The following is a 17,834-nucleotide window of genomic DNA, read 5'->3' as shown; positions in this document are numbered from 1 at the left end:
GTCTATCGATTGATTTTCGAGCCAAATGGCAGGCAGTACATTGAATTTTTTACCTCTGAAGCATTACTATCGTTCATTATTTATTGCGCTGTTAGTGCCATTGATTGTCGCTTTTTTACTGTGCTTGCACTTATATAATATAAAGCTTGAGCGGACGGTTGAAAAACGCCAAGCTGACTTTACAAATGTTTCAGCACAGGTTACTCACGGGATGGACTCGGTGAGTAATCTACTTACCACCATGTTTAACTTATACGAGCAAGCGACTTATCCCAAAATAAACCAAGATTTGCTCGAAGGCATAAATCAATATGATGGTTACTATTATCGTCATTTTATTGATCAAAGTACTGAAATAGTGGGTAAAGGTGAGTTTGCGTTATCTGCTAAGGCATTAATGCAGTGGCAGCAGGCTATTACATTAGGGCCTTCGTTTAATACAACGCTTGCATTAATGCAGTCGTTATCTGCTGTAGCGTATGTTGATGATAATGGTTTTGCTTATGTAAGCAGGCACAACAAAAGCCAAAGTTTTATGCTTACTGAAATTTTAAATGGAAAATTTAAGCCAAAATTTGCGCAAAACAAACTTACTTCAAGTCCTATTGTTAAAGTGAATGACAATTCGTATTTTGCTATTGGTCGACAACGAAGCACAGGCTCAGCCGATTACATTATTTTAATTTATGATGTTCAAGCAATTTCTGGATGGTTAAAAAAGGTGTCACCGAACAGTGGTGAATACGTTTTTATGAACCAATCGCATCAAATTATCGCCAGCTCTAAACAGATAATAGAGCAAGCGACTGCGTTAAAAAATTATTGGCCAGACTTGGCCGATCATCAGAGTCAAAAAACAGTATTAACTAGTGATAGTAATTACTTTATGCAGCCTATGGATGAGTTACCTATTCACGCCGCATTTTACGAGCACAAACCCCAATTAATAAGCTCAATTAAGTATGAGATATTACTAGAGTTTACTTTTTTAACGCTATTTTTAAGTATTATGTTTGGCGTGTTTTTTTGGTTAAGTCAGCGCATTTTTATAAAGCCGATGACTCACTTAATGTCATACCTTGAGAGTAACGGGACACAACAAGAAGAGCAGCTAAATTACAAAGTTCCACTGAGCTGGCAACCTTGGTTTTCTAAAGTGAAGCGTGTATTTACTAAAAACAAACAGTTAGTTGATTCATTACAAAGTGCAAATAAAGCTCTGGACGACCAAGTTCAGCTGCAATCAGAAAAACTAAGCCGCAGTTACGAAGCGAAAGAGCGCCACTTAGCTTTACTCAACACTATGCTAAACAGTGTGCCAGACCTTATTTACTTTAAAAATATTGATGGTTCATTCTTAGGATGCAATAAAGCATTTGAGGCATATATCGGTAAAGATCAAACTGCATTAGTTGGTAAATATGTAGATGATTTAGGTGACAATGATCAGCAAATAAATGCGCTTGAAAAACAAGTATTACAAAACAGAAATAGTGTTGAACAGCGAATAGAAACCGATACAAAATCGTATCAACTTACTATTGCACCTTTTTATAACGAGCACCAACACCTGTTAGGAACCATGGGCATTGGTCGCGATATTACCGAGCAGCAACAAACATTATTGGCCTTAAAATCATCTGAATCTAAATTTAGAAGTGCAATTGAATTTGCGGCTAACTGCGTGGTTTTACTCTCGCTTGAACACACCATATTGCAAGTAAATAAAGCAGCAAGAAAGCAGTTTTCTGATCAGCCAGTACTAGTTGGGGAGCAGTTGAAAGCATTATTTGATGACTCCCAGTGGAAGCAAATAAAAAGCACTTTAGCGCAATTGCTAGATGACAAAAAACGCGTATACCATTTAACGCTTGCTCAAGGGGGTTTAACAAGCTGGTTGCAACTAAGTGTATCGCTTGTCTGGGATGAAAACCGCGATCCAGCTTATTATGTTATACACATTCAGGATGTAAGTGCCTTAACTAAATCAAAACTTGATGCCGAACGAGCAACCCTAGCTAAAAGCCGCTTTATAGCCAATTTAAGTCATGAAATACGTACCCCTTTGAACGCTGTTTTAGGGTTGCTTGATATGTTAATAGAGCAAGGCTTAACGCAAAAGCAATTACAACAAACAGATCAAGCTAAGCATGCAGCACAAAGCTTGTTATTAATGCTTAATAGAATGCTTGATTTTGCACGTATTGAAGGTTCGCAAACCGATTTAAAACAAGCGTCTTTTAGCATGGTTGAGCTGGTGGATATTTGTGAAAGCTTAACGGCTCCATTGTGCGAAGGAAAAGGTATTGAATTTGTTATTGATATTGACCCGCTAATAGCACCTGATTTGATATGCGACAGTATACGTTTGCAGCAAATATTAGGTAACTTATTAACTAATGCCGTTAAGTTTACAAAAACAGGTTCCATTACTTTAAAAATGGAACTTATTGAAAGCGATAGCCTAGAGCAACAGCATATTTGCTTTAAAGTAATCGATACTGGCATGGGTATAGATGAAGCTGATCAAAGTCGCTTATTCGATGCTTTTACTCAAGGTGATGAATCTTCAACCCGCATACACCAAGGGGTTGGGCTAGGTTTAGCTATTGTTAAACATGCAGTATCGTTAATGGGTGGGGAGATTGCTTTAAAGAGTAAAAAAGGCCACGGCAGCGAATTTTATTTCAGTATTAGTTTTTTAGTTGATACCACTAAAAACACAGTGTTACCGACTAATACATTGGCTATTTTATCTGATCAAAGTAAAGAGCTTAAGCAGGTGACAAATGCATATAACGAACTTGCTAATATTAATTTAGATGAGGTACTGAAATACCCAATTAAGCTCTCTAATACTCAAAAAATAATAATTGATGCAGCTGACTTACCTGCACTTTTAAATGTTGAAGCGATTAATGATTCATTATCAGCTAAAGAAACATCGGTAATTATTATTAATCATCAGCACACACTTAATTTACCGACAAGCGAGCACTTAGCTGCGCATCACGTTAAAGCATCGGCATTAGGGCAAAGGCTATTTAGTTTGAACTCTCAGCAAAAGCCTATAGTTAATACAAGTGCCGCAGTACACAGTGCAACTGAAAGTAAAGCTGATATATCGGGTCTACTTGTATTAGCCATTGATGATAATCAGCTTAACTTAGAAATAATTAGCAGTGTTCTGCGCCAAGCAAACGTAAATGTTGTTACGGCTTTAAGCGCATCAATTGGTATGGAATTATTGCAAGTTTTGAAGCCTGACTTAATATTGATGGATGTGCAAATGCCGAAAATAGATGGCTGTCAAGCAACCGCTTTGATTCGTCAACAGTTTGACGCAAAGCAACTGCCTATTTTTGCTTTAACGGCTCATTGTGAACCTGCTGATGTAGAACGTTCTTTAAAGTGCGGCATGAATAAACATTTAACTAAACCGGTTGTTGCTAAAGTACTTATTGATGCAATTGCTGATTTAAACTTAGTTAAACCAAGCTTTTTTGAAAAATCATTTGCTTTAACGCAGTTTAGTATGGATGAAAAACTACTTAATACGATGATTGATAAGTTTGCTAGCTTGTGTGAAACCCAGCTATCGCAACTAGAAGAAACAACCAATAAGGATGATTTGGTACGTTTAGTGCATAGTATCAAGGGTGTAGCAGGTAATTTAGGTTTTAGACGATTATCACATTGTGCTTTATTGTGTGAAAGAACGCTTAAAACAACTAATAAGCCTATTGAGATTACACTACAAGAGCTTATCATACAGCTAGAACAGGTAATTGTTTTTATAAAAGGGCTAGGGGTTAGGGATGTCGAAAAGAGCTAAAGTACTTATTGTGGATGATGATCCAATCAACAGATTAGTACTTGAAAAAACACTTAAAGCAGAGCACGACGTGTTCTTAGTTGAAAGTGGTGAAAAAGCACTGACCTTTGTAAAAACAGCGCAAGTTGATTTAATAATCCTTGATGTAATTATGCCTGGAATTGACGGCTATCAAGTACTTGTGGAGCTTAAAGAAAACCCAATAACTCAGTCTATTCCTATTATATTTATATCAGCCAATCGTAGCCATGATGATGAAGCAAAGGGTTTAGAGCTCGGTGCAATGGACTACATAACCAAGCCATTTAGTCCTTCTATTGTTCGCGTTAGAGTGCGCAACCAACTCCTCATAAAGCAAAAAAATGATTTGCTAGAAATGCTAGCTTCGATAGATGGCTTAACTGAGATACCAAATAGACGCTACCTTGATGAAAACTTATCTCGAGAATGGCGCCGCAGCAAGCGAAGTGGAACACCGCTATCGGTGTTACTAATGGATATAGATCACTTTAAACGCTATAACGATTGCTATGGACACCGTGCTGGCGACGAGTGTTTAAAGAATGTTGCGCAAGCACTTGCGGCTCAATGTGAACGTGGCAGTGACTTTATTGCTCGTTATGGCGGAGAAGAATTTGCTGCTGTGCTACCAGGAATTGATAAACATGAAGCTATGGAGTTTGCTAATAAATTACGCAATGCTGTAAATGCTTTGAATATAGAACATAAAGCTTCATTAAATGCAGACCACATCACTATAAGTATAGGTATTGCCACTACACAAAGTGGTAAGGTGTATGCTGAGCAAGCATTATTAGAAGAGGCCGATTTAGGCTTATATGCCGCTAAAGATGCAGGGAGAGATAGAATAGTCGCACGCTAAAAACTTAATATACAAAAAACGCCAATATTCATATATTGGCGTTTTTGTATCGAACTACTTTTTATTGGTTACTGCGTGATCATACCTAAAGCGGTGTCACCAATGCCCACCAACTTATCATTTTTAAATACAAGTGGCGTACATTCATCTTTTGTTGTTTTTGAATCTGAATGCTTGCTATGCGTTACATAAAAAAGTACTTGGTATACATCATCATCTTTTTTTAATAGCTCAGTGAAATTAGGCGTTTTTAATTGCGTTAAAACAGACTGATAGCTGCTATCCATTTTTAGCTCCGATATAACTTCACGATTATTTTTATGCTGTGCTTGCCAGCTTGATGAGTTTTTCCCTGCCCAATGAGTCTCAGCTTCGCCATCTGACACGGCAATAACACAGCCTGTTAAAAATGGAGCGATTAAAGCGGCTGCTAAAAGTGATTTTTTCATTTTTATTTACCTTAATAAGATTTTTAATTGGTTATTAACTGTATTAAAGCAAAGAGTAGACCATATTGATAAGTTGTTATGAATCAGTTTGTTAAGTGAGTTAAGCTGTTTTTATCTAATAAAATATTAAATATATTAGTAAAAACAGCCACTTTTTAGCTTATTTGATTACTACAATAAAATGATTAAACCAAGCGGTTGCGTGATTCGCCCTTACTAAATGCCGCAATATTTAAACTTACTTCATTAATTAAGCGCACAATAGATTCAGTACTTGCCCATGCAATATGTGGAGTAAGTAATAAGTTATTGCCTGTGTAATTAGCAAGTGGATTTGAAGTTTCAGCAGGTTCTTTAGTTAGTACATCAACACCCGCTCCAGCAATTAGGTTTTGCTTAAGCGCTGTTGCTAAGTCGGCTTCGTTAATAATACCACCACGTGCTGATTAATAATTATAGCGCTTGGCTTCATCATTTTAAGCTCATTAAGTGCGATTAAATCACGTGTTTCATCTGTAAGCGGGCAGTGTACGCTGATTATATCGGCTGTTTTAATGACGTCTTCAAAAGGCGTACGACCATCGCGACATTTAACCCCTTTACGCTCTGCAACAATAACATTAGCGCCAAATGCCTCAGCCACTTTAGCAACGCCTTTGCCTAGCGTACCGCCGCCTATAATGGCAAATGTTTTACCTTGCAAGTCGTTAAAGCTGTAATCGAGTATGCAAAACATTTCACTTTTTTGCCATGCGCCTTGCTGGCAATCCGCCTGATAGCGGTGGGTGTTACCCAGTAAGTTAGTAATTAAAGAAAATGTATGTTGAACAACTGAAGGGGTTGAGTAGCCAGCTACATTAGTTACGGCAATACCAAATTCTTTAGCGGCTTCTAAATCAACATTATTAGTACCGGTTGCACTTACGCAAATTAATTTCAGTTGTGTTAGCTGACTAATTGTATCGCGATTCAAAATTGCTTTATTAGTGATTAATACATCAGCGCCTTGGCAATGCTCAATAACTTGCTCTGGGCTGGTAAGTTCATAAGTCGTTAATTTACCAAGTTGTTCTATACACGAAAGAGATGTTTTAGCTAAAGTTGCGTTATCAAGAATAGTAATGTTCATTATGAGCCCTAAAATAAGTGGATCTGAAAGAGTTAAAATCGTAAAAAAGAGGCTTACGATCCATCAAAAATCTAAAATATGGGCTTAAGGTACTACGAAAGAAAGGCTTTGTTAATGCTATTACTACCAAATGATTAGAGGGCTATGTAGTAGTGGTCTGCCCACTAGCAGATTGAGAACATGGTATTTTGCTAGACTGATCAGTTTTTTTGCACTTATAAGCAAGCCTGTGGTCATAGAAGGTAATTAAACTCGGCTTTAAAGCAAGTTGCTAAAATAAAAAATCGTTTTTTTGGTTATTTCGCATTTTAGATTGGCTGAGTTATAATCGGATATAGACATAAACGGTGCGCTTTAGCGTGCCGTTTTTTAACATTGTAGATGTAGTAATGAGTGAATTAGAAGATAAATACGCAGATATACGCCCATACAACGACGACGAAGTTGCGGCGTCGCTTACACGTTTGATTAACGATGATGCGTTTATTGATGTAATAGCAAAGTATAATTTACCGCGCTTTTTATCGGCAGTGCCTTTTATTGCACGTCCAATGGTAAGAAGTCAGTTACGCAAAAAATGGGGCAAAGTAAGCACCGTCGAAGACGTGCAAAACGAAGTTGCGCAATACTTAGATAAATTAGTAAAGCGCACCACGTCAAAAGTAACCTTTTCTGGGTTAGATCAGTTAGATGCTAACCAGGCCTATTTATTTATTTCAAACCACAGAGACATAGTGCTTGATCCTGCATTAGTAAACTGGGGTTTATATCAACATAAAATGAAAACAGTGCGTATTGCTATTGGCGATAATTTATTGCAAATACCTTACATTACAGAGCTTATGCGTCTAAATAAAAGCTTTATCGTTAAGCGCTCTGCTAAAGCACCAAAAGAGATGTTAAAAGCACTGACTCAATTATCGTCATACATTTACGATTCTGTAGTGGGTGGAAATTCTATTTGGATTGCGCAAAAAGAAGGGCGTGCAAAAGACGGTTTTGATCAAACTGATCCTGCGCTTCTAAAAATGTTGCAATTAAACGGGCGTAAACAAAAGAAAGAGTTTGGCGATTATATTAAAGAGTTAAAAATAGTGCCGGTTTCTATTTCTTATCAATATGAGCCGTGTGCAATTGCTAAAGCCAAAGAGCTTTACCATAAACAACACCATGGTGAGTACGTTAAATCGGCTGGTGAAGATATTGCGAGCATTGTTGAAGGCTTTAGTACTGCGAAAGGGCATGTGCATTTAGCATTTGGGCAACCAATTGAATCTAAATGTGATAGTGCTGAAGAGCTTGCTAAAACGATTGATAGGCAAATTGTTGATTCGTTTTATTTACACCCAGGCAATTACATTGCTGGTGGCTGTAAAGAGGCGGTAATAGACTCTCCAGATACAGCGACGTTTGAACAGCGTTTAGCCTGTGTACCAGAAGAGTTAAAACCGTTAGTGCTGGCCATGTACGCTAAGCCATTTCACCGTAAAACAGAGATAAATACCAATAGCTGTGAGTATTAATAATCCCAGCTCAACAAAACTAAGCAGCAATTAAATTGCTGCTTTTTTTTTGCTCAAAAATAACGCTATACTAATACCTCCTATTCAACTGGGAGGTACTTATGCATGCAACAAATTGAAATATTTGATATTCCAAGTCCTTGCAAAAGTATTTGCTTAGTTAACAACAGAGGGTATTGCAAAGGGTGTTATCGTAGTCGGGATGAGCGCTTTTCGTGGAATACCTTATCGAACGACCAAAAAAAGAAGGTGCTTAGTTTGTGCCAGCAGCGCTACAAGCGCTACCTTCAAAAAAAGCAGCAAAATGCAGTGCCAAGCACGCAGGCGCAGCAGCAAGGGTTCGACTTTTAAAAGCTTAATCCATATTTGGCTCTTAGTGCGTACACAGTGCCATTGTTAGTTAGGTTAATTAATGACATTTTAAGCTTTTCTACTAAGTTTTCATTACGTTTATTTAAATAATGATAAAGCGGATAAGTACTCAATACTTCTTTTACAAAGCAGCCTTGAGGTGACGGGAGTTCATTGTTTTGCATTATAAAGTTAATCATTAAAGCTCCCTGTACTTTTTTCTGAGCAAGCAAATTAAGTTGGGTATTCATGCTTTTAACTTTAATAATATTCCCTGCAAACTGTGTGCTTACTAAATAATGTTCTTGCACAGGGTAGCCATCAACAATTGCGACGCTATCGAGCTGTTCTAAACTGTTAGGTAAACAGTTTTTATATAATACTAAGTCAAACTTAAATAGCTCATAATCGACTCTAATTAAGTTTTCGTAATTTTTTTCAATGCTTGCATCTCTTCCTAACTGCCCATCAAGTACGCCATTATTTGCAGCGAGCAAAGCATTTTGGTGACTAAAATCGATTATATGTATTTTAAAACCGATATCTGCGTATGCTAACTTTAATAGCTCTAAGGCATAATCAGCTTGAGGTGTACTTTGCGGACGATTAAAAGTGAGGTTGTATTGATGACTAAAACAAGAGGCACTAAAAAATAAATTTACCAATAATAACAAGATACTAAAATGTCTATTCATTATCAGTTCCAATTACTACAGAAATAAATAAAATAAGACGCGTATAATAACAAGGAGATTACCTCTTGCCCAGTTTAGAGGGGGAATCAAATAATCTTAAAAGCGAATGAGGAAGTATTGTGAGTTTTAATTTATGCCTATTACCACGTGAAGAAAAATATCAAATTCAGTTAGATTATGAAGCGTCTTTTTGGGCGTATCAAATTAAGCGTAATAAAAAAACGAGAGAGCAAGTTTACAACACAATCCACAGCCGCCCAGTGGCAGAGCAAATGGTTTTGAAACAAAAATTTGAACAGTATTTAGCGCTAATGCTTAGCTAAATATCGATATAAAAATGTATAAAGTTGAAGTGTTAAATGAACTAAAAACCCCACTTGTGAATAAATTCTACAAAAAGCACAGCGTAAGAGGGCGTGCTAATAAACAAGATAAGGTATGGGTAACTTACTATAATAATGAAATAGTGGCAGCATGTAGGTTACAAGATAAAACAGAGTTTTTATTTTTATCTACCATGTTTGTTGCGCTGGAACATCGCGGTAAAGGGATTGCAAAACAATTGCTTTCAACACTCTTAAAGTCGCAAAATAGAGAGATAAAGACCTTCGCATATGAAAACGTAGCTGATTTATATTGTGCTATTGGTTTTAACCAGGTGTTAACATATACTCTTGCTTTACAAGTACTTTTTGATACTTACAAACATCGAAATATAGTCGCTCTAGAGTACCCATAATAATAAATAATAATATGGAATAAGCATGAGTAAATACGTTAATGGGATCATTAGTTGCTTTGTAGTTTTAATAACTATTCTAAGTTGCCAAGTAGGGGCACAAGTAAAACGTTTATCTCCTAGCGAAGGCTTATCACAAAGCTACGTTAATACAATGCTTATAGACACTAACGGTTACCTTTGGCTTTCGACAGAGGCCGGGCTTAATCGTTATGATGGCTATCAAGTTATTCCAATAAACGGCCCTAATGGTGAGTTAGAAGAGGCGATCATCGATCGTATTTACCAAGACCCTCAAGGGCACATTTGGATAGCCTCTTTACTTGCAGGCCTGTTTAGATACGACCCCGTAACAGATTCATATCAGCAATTTCTAGAAAAACCGACCAGTGAAGAAGAAATTATCAATCAGTCTGTTTTTAGTATGGTGGCCGTTGATAAAAAAACACTTTGGATTGGGCGAGGCCGCGATTTTGCAAAGCTTGATATAGCAACCGGAAAAATAACAACTATTTTTGAGCTTCCGGCTAAATATAAAAATACTCTTGTGAGAAAGCTGTTTGCCTACAATGGTTATATATTTATAGGTACAAGCCATGGTGCATACGTATTTGATATTGCCACCGAGCAAGTTAGACCTCTACAGCATTTAAAAGGTGAAGCTGAACATATTTACCAAAATAATGTGAAGTCTTTCGCATTAGGTGAAAATAAACAGTTGTTAGTAGGGGCGGTACAAGGCTTATACGAAGTTGATATTAGTAACTTATCAAAAATGTTTGAACGCCCAGATTTACCTTTTAAAAGTAAAATATTACTCAATGATTTAAATGTGTGGAGCATAGTAAACGAACACGGAAAAATAGATTTAGCCACCGATAAAGGCTTGTTTAAATTTGATTTAAACACAAAAGAGATGATTAAAAATACCCGAATAGCCCAAAGTAAGTACACACTTGCTGATACCAGTATTATTGATATGGCTAAAGATAAATCGGGTGGTACGTGGGTTGCGACTAAAACTGATGGTGCATTTTACTTATCTCACGACAGCTATCATTTCAATAATGTCGATGGCACTTTGCTCGGAGGTGATGGTTTATCGCATCATTCTATTTGGGGTATTACCGAGTATAAAGACAAGCTTTGGCTTGCAACGCATAATGGTATTACTGAGGTTGATTTAAAAACAAACATTGGTAAAGCTTATTTAAAAGACTACAAAGTTGACTTACTCACCACTGAATTTACCGTATATGAAATAACGCCCTATAAAGATAATTTATGGCTTTATACAAACCGTGGTTTATTTATTTTTGACCCTGTAACGCATCAAGTTAGCGAACCTAAAGTACATAACCCTGCTGATCAAGAGCTGATTACTGGTAGGGTGCATGGCGTTACACTAATGCCAAATGGCGATCTATACTTTGTGCACTCAGATCATGGGGTATTTATATACAATATAGATTCACAGGTAGTAACGCGTTTGGGTGGCCAATTGGATCAATTTGAACCCTTTTTAGCTCATGGCTTTTTACCCGCGTTGAGCAATAAGCCAGACTCGCCACTATTTTTTAATGCTGGAATTTTATATCAAGTAAACCCAAGTGATTTAGCACTTAAAATGATTTACAAAGTGCCAAAGCAGCACGAAAACGTAGCCATTAGCGTGCTTTCTTATTTAATTGATAACAACAATATATTGTGGATATCACTTTCTAATTTTGGCTTGATAGGCCTTGACGCATCTACTTATCAATTAGTACATACAATCGATTTAGAGAAGAATAAATTAGGCACATTGCTTTACGATATGGTGCTAGATGATGATGGCATGATCTGGATGAGTAGCCATAAAGGCATTTGGCGATTAAACCCAGAAACACTTCATTTTCAACAATTTTCTACGTCAGAAGGGCTACTCTCTGCTGAGTTTAATAGTAACGCCATGGCACAGCTCAAAGATGGCCATATTGCGTATGGTAGCTTAAAAGGTTTTACTTATTTTCACCCAATGGAAAACCAAAATTACCAATCACTTATTGATCACGTAAATATTACGCGAGTTGATTTAATGTCACGAGATCTATCGCTTGATTTAAAACAGCCGCTCAACGAAGTTGTGTTAAACCATGATGATATTGGGCTTGAAGTGGCATTTTCGGCCATGGCATTTAGTAATCAAGAACGCATCATTTATGAGTATCAACTCGATAACGGACAAAAAAGTTACACTCGAAATAACAACCGCGTATTGTTTCCAAAATTGAATCCAGGTAATTACCAATTAAAAGTTTGGGCTAAAGACCCCCTGACTGGCGAATATACCTCGCCTGCTATTTTAAAAATAAAAGTAAAGTATCCGCTTTGGCGTGCACCTTATTTTATGGTGCTTTACGCCATGCTGTTTATTGGTTTTGTTGCTATGTGGGTTATGCGCCGTAATAAAATTCAGCGTATTTTATTGGCAGCAAATAAAGAAAGTAAAGAAAGCGAAGCGCGTTTAAAATTAGCACTTGAAGGCAGCGAATCGGGTGTTTGGGATTGGGAGTCGAGCAACCCAAGCATTTACCAACCTCGCTTAGCGAGTGAGTTAAGCTACGAAAATGAAACCGTAAGCCTTGATGAATATTTATCTAAAATTCATCCGCAGGACAAACAGCTATTTCGCTTAGAGTGGCTTGAATTTTTATCTACCGATAAAGGCTACTTTAATTGTACCTACCGCCTGCGCCATGCAAAAGGCTATTGGCGCTGGTATAAGGACTTTGGAAAAGTAGTGGAGTGGGATGATAAAACTCCACAAAAAGTAGCGGGTACTTATACAAATATGACCCGTGAGATGGTGTTTGAAGAACACGCTTTACTATTTACGGCAGCATTTGAGCAAACACGTGATTGGGTGTTTATACTCGATAAAAACTTAAATATTCGGGCTTCTAATAAATCACTGCAAACCGCCTTTAACTTCACCGCTGAGTCGTTATCTAGCCGGACTTTAAATTTAGGTATATCGCGCAGCAATCGTTTTGATTATTTACGCATTATGCAAAAGCTATCTGTTGGGGAGCATTTTTCGTGCGAAGACAGTGTGGTTTTAGCTAATGGTGAATCGCGTCATGTACTTGTGAAAATAAGTGCAGTGGCCGATAACGAGCAGCGCCTTAATAGTTATGTCATTATTTTAACCGATATAAACGCACAAAAATCAGCTGAAAACGAGCTGCACCTATTGGCCAACTACGATGCCTTAACTGGGCTGCCAAATCGTACATTATTTAATGACCGCGTTGAACACGCCCTTGAACAAGCAAAACTGCATGGATGCAAAGTGGCTTTGTTACATATCAATATTAAACGTTTTAAATACTTTAATGACTCATTAGGGCACGAAGCGGCTGATGAGCTAATTAAAGAAGTTGCTGAGCGCTTAAAGTGCTCTTTGCGACCATCGGATAGTGTTGCGCGATTTGGTGGCGATGAGTTTGTCGTGTTAGTAGAAGATATTCATCAGATAGAGCAAGTACTTATAATATGTACTAAGTTGATGGATTGCGTGAATCAAAATATTGCGATTAATGGTCAAGTTGTAAACGTTAATTTAAGTATTGGTGTGTCGATATCGCCAGATGACGCAGAGCAAGGCCCCGCACTTTTAAAAGCTGCGAGCATAGCGTTATATCATGCAAAAGACTCTTTAGAAGGGCGCTACCAGTTTTATAAGCAAGAGATGAACCAGCATGTTCAAAGAGCGCTGCATCTTGAATCTCAGCTTACTAGAGCGTATCGAGAAGAAGAGTTTTGTAATTACTATCAGCCTATTATTAATGCTAAGAGCCAAAAAACAGAAGGCTTTGAAGTGCTGCTGCGTTGGCCCGAAAATAAACTAGTACAAACTCAAGAGTTTTCGCTGGCTGCAGAGGGGATAGGCTTAATTACAAAAATTATGCTGCAGACCTTTGCGCGCGCTTTATTGGAGTTAAAAGAGTGGCGAAAAGCCTCACCTCACTTGTATCTTTCTATTAATTTATCGGCGCTCGATTTTGAATTCGAAGATTTAGTACCCGAGATTAGAAATGCGCTAAATCATGCGCAGGTATCATCAGAAGCCATTGTTTTTGAAATAACAGAATCTGTACTTATGCGCGACTCTCATCAAGCTCTGCAAAGCATGGAGCAACTTAAAAAGCTAGGTTGCAAGCTCTACATGGATGACTTTGGTACGGGGTATGCATCGCTCACTTATTTAAAGCGCTTTCCGATTGATGTATTAAAAATTGATAGGAGCTTTGTAGAAGATATTGGGATTGATTCTGACGACGAAGCCATTATTCAGTCAACCCTTGCATTGGCCCACAGCTTAGGAAAAGAGTGTGTTGCGGAGGGTGTAGAAAGCTCGCATCAACTTACCTTTTTAAAGGCTCGAGGATGCAAGCATTTCCAAGGGTATTTGTTTAGTAAACCGGTACCAAATAACGAAGTGCTGGCACTTATTAATCGCGATTGGAGCGATATTTTCAATCAATAATAGCGATAGAAAATTAAGGGCGTTTACCACAATGGCGACAATAAATATGACTATTGTGCTGATTGAGTTGGGTCTTAATCGCTTTATTGGCCTCAAGTTTACTTAGCCCTAATTTGTAGCGTAGATCTTCTAAGTGTTCGTGTTGGGCTTGGTTAAGTGTGCCATCTTGAATTTGTTCATGCACTGCATCCTCAAAAAATTGGCGGCGCTTACGTATTTGTTCTGAAAAGCTAGACGCCAATAACCCTGTAGGAATTGCGACCATGCCCATGCTTAGCAATGTGATCACACCGCCAAAAAATTTCCCCATTGCCGTTATAGGCACTACATCCCCATAGCCCACGGTAGTTAGCGTTGCCATTGCCCACCACATAGCCGCAGGAATAGAGCCAAAAGTATCTGGCTGTATATCGTGCTCAATTAAATAAATTCCGCATGAAGCTAAAATAAGCACGACGGCCATTATAAAAAAAGCAGCCATTAATGAACTACCTTCATCCATAAATGCTTGTAACAATAACTGCATTGCACGGGAGTAACGAGTGAGTTTAAATACTCTTAATAACCTAAGTACGCGTAAAAAGCGTAAATCGAGCGGGAATAAAAACATCATTAAGCTAGGTAAAATAGCAATTAAATCAATAAGTGCCAGTGGCGATAAAAAATATTTTAATCTGCGTTTACTGTTCGAGCCTTCCATTGCTACATATTGTGTTTTATCTATACAGGCCCAAAGTCTGGCTAAGTATTCAACAGCAAAAATAGCGACAGAGACAATTTCTAAAACTAAAAATTCGTCATAATATTTAAGCGCCACACTGGGAATAGACTCAATAACAATGGCTACAACGTTAATCATTATTATGCTAATGAGTGCAATATCAAGAATATGCCCTGAACGTTGATATTGACCTGTACCTTCAAACAGGCAAGCCATTTTTTGGCGTAAAGTTTGCGGTTCATTCATTATTTAAGTTTAAGTACCATGTTAATACTGCCTTCTTCAAAGTCGCGACTAATTTTAAAACCTAACTTACGGGCAAGCTCAATCATCCCCGTATTCTCTGGTAAGGTTATGCCTTCAATCGATTCCACACCTTGGCGTTTACAGTGGTTAATTGCAGCACTCATTAGTATGCGACCAAGCCCTAAACCTTGGCAATCTGAGCGTACTACAATGGCAAACTCAGCATGCAGGTTATCGGGGTCCATAATAACGCGAGACACACCCAGTGTACGAGTTTTACCTTCAAAGCGTTGGCAAACAATAAACGCCATTTCGCGGTCATAATCAATTTGGGTCATTTTAGCGAGTTGGTCGTGGTTAAATTGTGGTAGTTCGCCAAAAAAGCGTTTATATCTGTCCTCTTTATTAAGTGACTCGTCAAATGCTTTATGGGCTTGTTCATCTTCTGGCTTTATCGGTCTGAGCGTAGCTTGGGTGTTGTTTTTAAGCGTTACCACTTCAACAAGTTCAATAGGGTAGGGACGAATAGATAAGCGCTTACGATTGATCTGAGTTTGATAGCGGCTAAGTGTCATGGTGGCATCGAGCACTAAAAATTGACCATTACTGGCAAGTATAGGATTTAGTTCCATTGAGCTTATGTCAGGTTGATCAATAACTAACTGAGAAATACGCGTTAGCAGTGCACACAAACGATACTTATCAACTTTTTCGGGGAGTATGCGCTCCTTTAATACGCCTTTATCGTGCGCTGCGGCAATTAAATATTTTGCTAAGTTCATATTCAGAGGGGGCAGAGCAACGGCGGCTTGCGCATATTCAAGGCCGGTGCCTGCTTCACCTAGTAATATAACAGGGCCAAAATTAGGCTCGGTTTTAATCGCAATTCGCAGCTCATTAGCGCCTGCTCGCGGCGCCATTTTTTGTAATGAAAACCCTTCAATAACAGCATCCGGATACGTATTTTTAATACGGATAAGCATCGCAAAAGCAGTTTGTTCAACCTCGTTGGCGTCGTTTAAGTTAAGTACCACACCACCTACTTCAGACTTCGAAGCAATACTTGGGCTAATAAGTTTTAACGCGACCGGAAAACCAAGCTCAATGGCTTGCTCTTTGGCTTCTGTTGGGGTGTAAGCCACTTCAGTTTGAATGCATTTAATACCATAGTGGTTTAATACTTGGCTTGCCTGATGAGTAGGTAAGTAGCTTTGTGCATCATCTAAAAACTCATTAATAAGGGTTCTAGCTGCCACCTTATTTATTTTAGCGTCATCAGTGTTCGACTCGGGTGTTTGCGTTAAATGCTTTTGGTTACGACGATACGTTACCAAGTGCATAAATGCACCAACAGCCCCCTCTGGTGTTCTATAAGTGGGTATTGCGTTGTTTGAGCACACTTTTCTGGCAGCGTAAGATGCGTCTTCACCCATAAAGTTAGTTATAACGTAAGGGCGCGCCATTTTAGGTAATGTTTGTAAGGTTTCTACAATAATGTTGGCGTAGTCTTCGCTGGGCGCAAGCGCTGAGGGAGTATGGATAATCAGTAAGTTTTTAACTTCTTTTGCGTGCAGTAAAACTTCTAATGCTTGCTTATAACGTGCAGGTGCTGAGTCGCCAAAAATATCCACAGGGTTTGAGGTGGTTTCGGATTGTGGGATGACTTTATTTAGCGCATTTCGGGTCTCAATGCTTAGCTCTGCTAATTTACCGGAGCTTTGAATTAGCTCATCAACGGCCATAACACCCGGGCCGCCACCATTAGTTAAAATAGTCAGTTGCTCTACTTTTAATAATTTGGGGTGCATGGCGAGTGTTTGTGTCGCTGCAAACAGTTCACGTAAGTCATTTACGCGCAGCATACCAGCGCGTTGAAATAACGCATCGTAAACAGCATCAGAGCTTTGCTTTCCGCCGGTGTGAATTTCGGCCGCGAGTGCGCCGGCACTTGTTTTACCTGTTTTAATCGCAATTACAGGTTTGCTAAAGGCCGCAGCTCTTGCTGCTGATATAAAGCCACGAATATCTTCAATGTTATCAATGTAGAGTAAAATAGCTTTGGTTTTAGCATCGCGACCTAAAAAGTCGAGTAGTTCATTAAAGTTTATATCAAGGCAATCGCCTACTGATACAAAATATGAAAAGCCAATTTCTTTGTTTTTAGCCCAATCTAAAATGGTTGAGCATACTGCTGCTGATTGCGATACAAATGCTATTTTACCTGGGCTTGCCACGGTATGTGAAAAGCTCGCATTTAACCCAATATGAGGGATCAGCAAGCCTAAACAGTTGGGTCCAAGCAAAGTAACTTGCTTGGCTTGAGCGCATGCTTCAAGCGCGCTTTTTTGCTCCCCAGACAGCCCATCGGCAATAACAATAGCGGTTTTACAGCCAAGCTCTCCAAGCTGCTCAATAATATCAATTAAGGTGTTTTTGTTAGTACAAATAACAGCAAGGTCGGGTACTTTTGGTAAGTCAGCAATAGAAGGGTAAGCAAGTACGCCATGTACTGCGCTATGGCTTGGAGTAACAGGCATTATCGGCCCTTTAAAGCCACCTTGAAGTAAGTTGCGCATAACCACAAAACCAGCCCGAGTTGATATGTTAGAGGCGCCAATAACGGCCACTGAGCTTGGGTTAAAAAATTGGGTTATACGCTTAAGGCTCATGGTTTTTCCTAGGCTGATTAAATTTTGCGTTATTTATAGTTTCAATGTACCCTGTTTACTGTG

At 38.5% G+C, this 17,834-nt stretch carries 11 protein-coding genes and 1 pseudogene; 7 read left to right on the top strand and 5 right to left on the bottom strand.

Translation table 11 applies throughout. The annotated features are described in order from the left end of the window. Nucleotides 1-25 precede the first annotated feature (25 nt). Together L655_RS0111255 and L655_RS0111250 are read left to right on the top strand one after the other, a co-directional pair. Nucleotides 26-3,835, top strand: a complete 3,810-nt coding sequence (locus L655_RS0111255) for an ATP-binding protein (RefSeq protein WP_080670021.1) — start codon at nucleotides 26-28, stop codon at nucleotides 3,833-3,835. Next, nucleotides 3,819-4,718 carry a diguanylate cyclase gene (locus L655_RS0111250; RefSeq protein WP_024605076.1) on the top strand — a complete coding sequence of 300 codons (900 nt, stop codon included), beginning with the start codon at nucleotides 3,819-3,821 and terminating at the stop codon, nucleotides 4,716-4,718. Before L655_RS0111255 ends, L655_RS0111250 begins: the two co-directional genes overlap by 17 nt. A 68-nt stretch (nucleotides 4,719-4,786) precedes the next feature. Here L655_RS0111250 and L655_RS0111245 read toward each other — a convergent pair whose 3' ends face one another. Beyond that, nucleotides 4,787-5,167 carry a DUF3192 domain-containing protein gene (locus L655_RS0111245; RefSeq protein WP_024596200.1) on the bottom strand — a complete coding sequence of 127 codons (381 nt, stop codon included), beginning with the start codon at nucleotides 5,165-5,167 and terminating at the stop codon, nucleotides 4,787-4,789. Nucleotides 5,168-5,352: 185 nt separating this feature from the next. Further along, nucleotides 5,353-6,296 (bottom strand): annotated as a pseudogene (locus tag L655_RS01000000125510) (D-2-hydroxyacid dehydrogenase). A 389-nt stretch (nucleotides 6,297-6,685) separates the two neighbouring features. Between L655_RS01000000125510 and L655_RS0111235 the strand changes: the two are divergent. Next, a complete protein-coding gene (locus L655_RS0111235; RefSeq protein ID WP_029751782.1) occupies nucleotides 6,686-7,819 on the top strand; it encodes a 1-acyl-sn-glycerol-3-phosphate acyltransferase in 1,134 nt (377 codons plus the stop codon). A 105-nt stretch (nucleotides 7,820-7,924) separates the two neighbouring features. Continuing rightward, nucleotides 7,925-8,170 carry a DUF1289 domain-containing protein gene (locus L655_RS0111230; RefSeq protein WP_008170756.1) on the top strand — a complete coding sequence of 82 codons (246 nt, stop codon included), beginning with the start codon at nucleotides 7,925-7,927 and terminating at the stop codon, nucleotides 8,168-8,170. Here the strand turns inward: L655_RS0111230 and L655_RS0111225 are convergent. Continuing rightward, nucleotides 8,167-8,865, bottom strand: a complete 699-nt coding sequence (locus L655_RS0111225; RefSeq protein ID WP_024596203.1) for a transporter substrate-binding domain-containing protein — start codon at nucleotides 8,863-8,865, stop codon at nucleotides 8,167-8,169. The two genes, L655_RS0111230 and L655_RS0111225, sit on opposite strands and share 4 nt — an antisense overlap. Nucleotides 8,866-8,984: 119 nt before the next feature. Between L655_RS0111225 and L655_RS0111220 the strand changes: the two genes are divergently transcribed. From L655_RS0111220 to L655_RS0111210, 3 genes are read left to right on the top strand one after another with little or no spacing between them, the layout of a single operon-like run. After that, nucleotides 8,985-9,188 carry a DUF3283 family protein gene (locus L655_RS0111220; RefSeq protein WP_024596204.1) on the top strand — a complete coding sequence of 68 codons (204 nt, stop codon included), beginning with the start codon at nucleotides 8,985-8,987 and terminating at the stop codon, nucleotides 9,186-9,188. A gap of 14 nt (nucleotides 9,189-9,202) precedes the next feature. After that, nucleotides 9,203-9,604: a GNAT family N-acetyltransferase gene (locus L655_RS0111215; protein WP_024596205.1), complete on the top strand. Its 402-nt coding sequence runs from the start codon at nucleotides 9,203-9,205 to the stop codon at nucleotides 9,602-9,604. Between the two features lie 25 nt (nucleotides 9,605-9,629). After that, complete coding sequence (locus L655_RS0111210; RefSeq protein WP_024596206.1) at nucleotides 9,630-14,135, top strand: EAL domain-containing protein; 4,506 nt, start codon at nucleotides 9,630-9,632, stop codon at nucleotides 14,133-14,135. 13 nt (nucleotides 14,136-14,148) lie between these two features. Here the strand turns inward: L655_RS0111210 and L655_RS0111205 are convergent, their stop codons facing one another. Both L655_RS0111205 and L655_RS0111200 read right to left on the bottom strand, forming a co-directional pair. Then, nucleotides 14,149-15,102, bottom strand: coding sequence for an ion transporter (locus L655_RS0111205; protein WP_024596207.1), 954 nt, complete (start codon nucleotides 15,100-15,102; stop codon nucleotides 14,149-14,151). Then, complete coding sequence (locus L655_RS0111200; protein WP_024596208.1) at nucleotides 15,102-17,771, bottom strand: bifunctional acetate--CoA ligase family protein/GNAT family N-acetyltransferase; 2,670 nt, start codon at nucleotides 17,769-17,771, stop codon at nucleotides 15,102-15,104. Before L655_RS0111200 ends, L655_RS0111205 begins: the two co-directional genes overlap by 1 nt. Nucleotides 17,772-17,834 lie beyond the last annotated feature (63 nt).

The organism is Pseudoalteromonas sp. TAE79, assembly GCF_000498015.1.
Taxonomy (GTDB): Bacteria; Pseudomonadota; Gammaproteobacteria; order Enterobacterales; family Alteromonadaceae; genus Pseudoalteromonas.
This window is presented reverse-complemented; position numbering and strand designations above follow the sequence as displayed.

Excerpts from the sequence above, each read along its gene's own strand:
- L655_RS0111255 (WP_080670021.1), top strand. The coding sequence starts at position 26 with ATGGCAGGCAGTACATTGAATTTTTTACCTCTGAAGCATTACTATCGT.
- L655_RS0111250 (WP_024605076.1), top strand. The coding sequence starts at position 3,819 with ATGTCGAAAAGAGCTAAAGTACTTATTGTGGATGATGATCCAATCAAC.
- L655_RS0111245 (WP_024596200.1), bottom strand. The coding sequence starts at position 5,167 with ATGAAAAAATCACTTTTAGCAGCCGCTTTAATCGCTCCATTTTTAACA.
- L655_RS0111235 (WP_029751782.1), top strand. The coding sequence starts at position 6,686 with ATGAGTGAATTAGAAGATAAATACGCAGATATACGCCCATACAACGAC.
- L655_RS0111230 (WP_008170756.1), top strand. The coding sequence starts at position 7,925 with ATGCAACAAATTGAAATATTTGATATTCCAAGTCCTTGCAAAAGTATT.
- L655_RS0111225 (WP_024596203.1), bottom strand. The coding sequence starts at position 8,865 with ATGAATAGACATTTTAGTATCTTGTTATTATTGGTAAATTTATTTTTT.
- L655_RS0111215 (WP_024596205.1), top strand. The coding sequence starts at position 9,203 with ATGTATAAAGTTGAAGTGTTAAATGAACTAAAAACCCCACTTGTGAAT.
- L655_RS0111210 (WP_024596206.1), top strand. The coding sequence starts at position 9,630 with ATGAGTAAATACGTTAATGGGATCATTAGTTGCTTTGTAGTTTTAATA.
- L655_RS0111205 (WP_024596207.1), bottom strand. The coding sequence starts at position 15,102 with ATGAATGAACCGCAAACTTTACGCCAAAAAATGGCTTGCCTGTTTGAA.
- L655_RS0111200 (WP_024596208.1), bottom strand. The coding sequence starts at position 17,771 with ATGAGCCTTAAGCGTATAACCCAATTTTTTAACCCAAGCTCAGTGGCC.